Origin of the sequence: Paracoccus sp. FO-3 (assembly GCF_006386455.1) — a bacterium.
GTDB classification, from domain to species: domain Bacteria; phylum Pseudomonadota; class Alphaproteobacteria; order Rhodobacterales; family Rhodobacteraceae; genus Paracoccus; species Paracoccus versutus.
The window spans coordinates 1-3709 of sequence record NZ_VCBQ01000202.1 but is presented as its reverse complement, the minus strand read 5'-3'; the positions used below and the strand labels follow the sequence as shown (position 1 = coordinate 3709).

The 3709-nt window shown below is 57.2% G+C and carries 3 protein-coding genes; all 3 read right to left on the bottom strand.

The genetic code is table 11. The annotated features are described in order from the left end of the window. Positions 1-500: 500 nt before the first annotated feature. The 3 genes from FE811_RS28860 to FE811_RS26110 are packed head-to-tail and all read right to left on the bottom strand — an operon-like array spanning position 501 to position 3450. Complete coding sequence (locus FE811_RS28860; RefSeq protein ID WP_370362711.1) at positions 501-812, bottom strand: AzlD domain-containing protein; 312 nt, start codon at positions 810-812, stop codon at positions 501-503. Between the two features lie 2 nt (positions 813-814). Beyond that, complete coding sequence (locus FE811_RS26115) at positions 815-1492, bottom strand: AzlC family ABC transporter permease (RefSeq protein ID WP_072464424.1); 678 nt, start codon at positions 1490-1492, stop codon at positions 815-817. Continuing rightward, positions 1492-3450: a methyltransferase domain-containing protein gene (locus tag FE811_RS26110; protein WP_072464423.1), complete on the bottom strand. Its 1959-nt coding sequence runs from the start codon at positions 3448-3450 to the stop codon at positions 1492-1494. Before FE811_RS26110 ends, FE811_RS26115 begins: the two co-directional genes overlap by 1 nt. Between the last annotated feature and the right edge of the window lie 259 nt (positions 3451-3709).

Below are 3709 nucleotides of genomic sequence, written 5' to 3'. Positions count from 1 at the left end.
GCGGCGGCCAGGACATAACGGACCGCCCGGAGATCAAAGGGCAGACCGGTTTCCGGCCATTGAACCGGGCGCTCCCATGACGGGGGATTGTTGACACGAGATTTCAACCTGCCTTGATATTCCTGCTCCATCGGTTCCCCCCCCTTTGAAGAGGCCGTCTGCTATCTCCACAATCAGCCGTTGGACTGGCCAGCGCGCCGGGCCGATCTCCAACGACCTGCGCCGCTGATTTCACCCACCGAAAACACCAGTGCATCAGGAAGGCCTGACCGTCATCAGACACCACACGCCAAGAGCGCATGCGTCCTCTGCTCCAGAGCCGGCATCAGCACGATAAGGGTCGCCTCCGCCATGATGCTTGAGCATCAGGTCGGTCTTTTAATCCAGCTCGTCGAGTCCGATTCCCATAAACGAAAGCTAGCGCACTGAAATTGCTACTGGATTTGATCCGCAAGTCAGCGTGACACTTGTGCCGGACAATCTGAAGGCGGTGCATAGGTCTAACTTAGCAGGAAATATGCGAGCATCCCTCCGATTGTCGCCAGTCCGGGGTCACGGCGAATAATCATAACTGCCGCCACAACTGCAAAGGATATGGCAGTGGGCGTTATCGATTCTTCTCGCACCGAAGACTGAACTGCAGGCAGGATAACCACGACGGCCATAGCAGCGAGCAAACACGGGCCTAGGGAATTCAGCCACGCTGGACGCCGGACGTCATTTTCTTTCCTGCGTCCAGCAAAAAACAATGGTGCGATGCGGGTTGCGCCCGTGCAAACCCCGATTGCCATGATGGCGACCCACAATTCCATAATCATTGGGAACGCACCGGAAAAAGGGCCGCAACAGCGCCAGCCGGGATCGCCAACTGCGGGTGGCCGAAGCTGACGAAGCCAATGGCAATGGCACTTGCCATCATCATTCGGACCAGGGTGCTGCGACTTGCCATTGACCAAACAAGCGCAAGAAACAGGGCAGGAAGAGCAAAGTTCAGGGCACCTTGGACCTTCGGCGAGGCAGCCTCAAGCGCGTCGCCAACGGCACTCCCCACTCCTGTGCCGATCACCCAGACTACAAGTGCGGTCAGTGCCAGACCAATAAGCCAGTTAACCGCCAGTTTTCGGGATGAATCGCGATCCGTGCCGACTGCAGTAGCAAATACTTCATCTGTCAGTCCATAGCCGAACAGGAACCTGACGGCTGATCCCTCTGGTACGCGGTCCGCCAGCACAATTCCGTAGAGAATGTGCCTGAAGCTGGCAATTGCACATAAGAAGGCGACTAGAACAAGCGGGGTCCCTGCTACCAGAGAACTCAGCAGAAGCGCTTGATTCGCTCCTGAGAACATCACCAAAGACCACAATGCACTCTCTACGGGCGCAAATCCCAGCTGGGATGACGCGGCGCCCAGTGTGAATGCCACCGGCACATAGGCAGCTGCTATCGGCAACGCCGCACCAACGCCATTGAGAAAAGAGGAAATCGAAGACATTAGCGGGCCTCGAATACGAAAAGATGCGTCCCACCATCCAGATGTCCGTCGCCATCGGTGGCATATATTCTCTGGTGGTGTGCCAGATCCAGACCGCAGGCATTTGCCAGCGCGATGAAACGGCCGGGATGGGTTTTCTGCTCGACCTCGTAATCCAGTCCGGCAATCAGGGCCTGCAACTCAAGCAGATGGAAACGTGAAAATACAGCGAGCGGGGTCGAGGGGACCACAGGCCGCTTCAACTCGCTGACCTCCTCATAGACGTCACGGGTCAGGCGCATTGCTGCATCGTGATTACCCTTGTGGGCGAAAGCTGACGCAAGCGGAAGAACCGTCGCTAGCCGCTCGGCCGTGCGTACATCGGCGGAATCGGCATCGCTTGGCAGGCTGACCAGCGTATCCAGCACGTACCAAAGGTGATGCCTGAGTAATCGGCACTGACGCTGCTCGAGCGTGTTGTAAGGCGCAATCATTTCATCGGCAACGATTAAACGTGCGCCTGATTTCAATTGATCTCGGATAGCACACAGAAACGCGGCCGTATCGAGGTGATGCGATGCTCCGATGGAAACCGCGCAATCGAACGGCTTTTCCGGCTCACCTAACTCCGTGACGGAGCCGTGAATTATCTCAACATTGCCATTCCCAGAAAATCGCCTCGACAAGTGGCCGAACGCAACGTCGCTCGGATCGACGGCCACGGCACGAATATCAGGCCGCAATTCCAGCAACATAGCTAACGGCAGTCCGGGGCCTGTCCCTATGTCAAGTATCCGAGGTCCGGCCTGCTCTGTTTCGGCTGGCAGCTGGGCCGCAACCGCCAGCGTTTGCCGTGCATAGGCAGGGTGGACCAGTTCATAGCTTTCATATGCATCTACATCGATACGGGCTTCAAAAAGCCTTTGAGACGCATCTGCCCTGACAGTCTTTTCATGTAACGAACTGCCAACCCCGTAAGGTACGGTTGCGCGACCGGCACGAGTGCATAGTTCGGCCAGCAATGAGGTCTCAACGATCGGTCCCGGCTGTAGCGACAGCTTGCTCCACTCCTCGACCCGGGAAGCGGAGGCAGGTTCCAGCGCGCTTTCTGCATAACCCCAGCATCTCCTTGCAAGATTACTCGAAAAAGTGGGCGGACACGCGCCGAGATGCGACATTTGGGCAGGCCGGTAGAGCGACACAACGGAAGGGCCAAGTTCGCAGGTCACAAACCGTCGGATTACCGGTGATGGAAAAAGCCCTTCGACGACTTTAGCAAGCTCGCGATGCGCTCGCTTTGCCTCGGGAACCGGCGGTCCGAACGTGGTCACGTTGACTTCAAGGCCGTTCTGCACCTCGATTGCGGCGCGCGCGAGCAGGGCTGAAACCGCATCCCATTCTCCCGCATTTCCGGGCCATGCCAGATCGCGATCAGGGCCAGATGCGTAGCTCGGCTCCGGATAGACTACCGTGACGATAGCCCTCGACGGGCTCTCGCCTCCGGCATACAGATGGGGCGTGTCGGCTGCGAACGAAATTGACTGACCCGACCTCAGAAGGCTGGGAGCTTCGCTGGGACCTGCCCGCATTTCTCCTGCCAGCACGACGATGTGCTCGCGAACATCCCTGGGATGAGCTTTCGCATAACGAGCCCCACCTGGAGGAAGCTCCATCAGGAAGACTTCCACCATCTTGGGGGAGGTTTGCCGTTCGAGCAGACGAACTCTGATTCCGTCTTCATCGGAAACAATTGTGTCGGTGGAGTCATCAAGCAACGTGCTGAAATTAACCCCCAGTGCATCAGCGAGATTCCAGAGGGTTTGCACACGTGGGTTACCATTACCCTGTTCGAGCGCTGAAATTGCTGCGCGGCTGACCAGACTGAGTTCGGCCAGGCCATCAAGGGTCAGACCCCGTTTGCGACGAAGTTGTGAAAGCTTGCTTCCGAGCGCACTCGATAAGGAAGGATTAAACGTCATTGCCTCGCGACCTTGCGACCATCATCACTTTTCCATTATAGCGGAAAATCTTCTATGATGGAACCCCAGCAATCTCGTCTGGTCGGACGTTTTCTCTGGCCGCGACCACGAGCACAGAAAACTCTTACGACCCCGCGCCTCCGCCCCTTCACGGACAGGTGATGCAGAATATCCCTATGGCGTGACTGCCGGGGGATATCCCCGGATATGGACAGGCTGTCCGGTATCTGTAGGGCACCTCGATTTTTCACCGCTTCCC

Bases quoted from the DNA above. Each gene is read 5' to 3' on its own strand.
- FE811_RS28860 (WP_370362711.1), bottom strand. From the start codon at position 812: ATGGAATTGTGGGTCGCCATCATGGCAATCGGGGTTTGCACGGGCGCA.
- FE811_RS26115 (WP_072464424.1), bottom strand. From the start codon at position 1,492: ATGTCTTCGATTTCCTCTTTTCTCAATGGCGTTGGTGCGGCGTTGCCG.
- FE811_RS26110 (WP_072464423.1), bottom strand. From the start codon at position 3,450: ATGACGTTTAATCCTTCCTTATCGAGTGCGCTCGGAAGCAAGCTTTCA.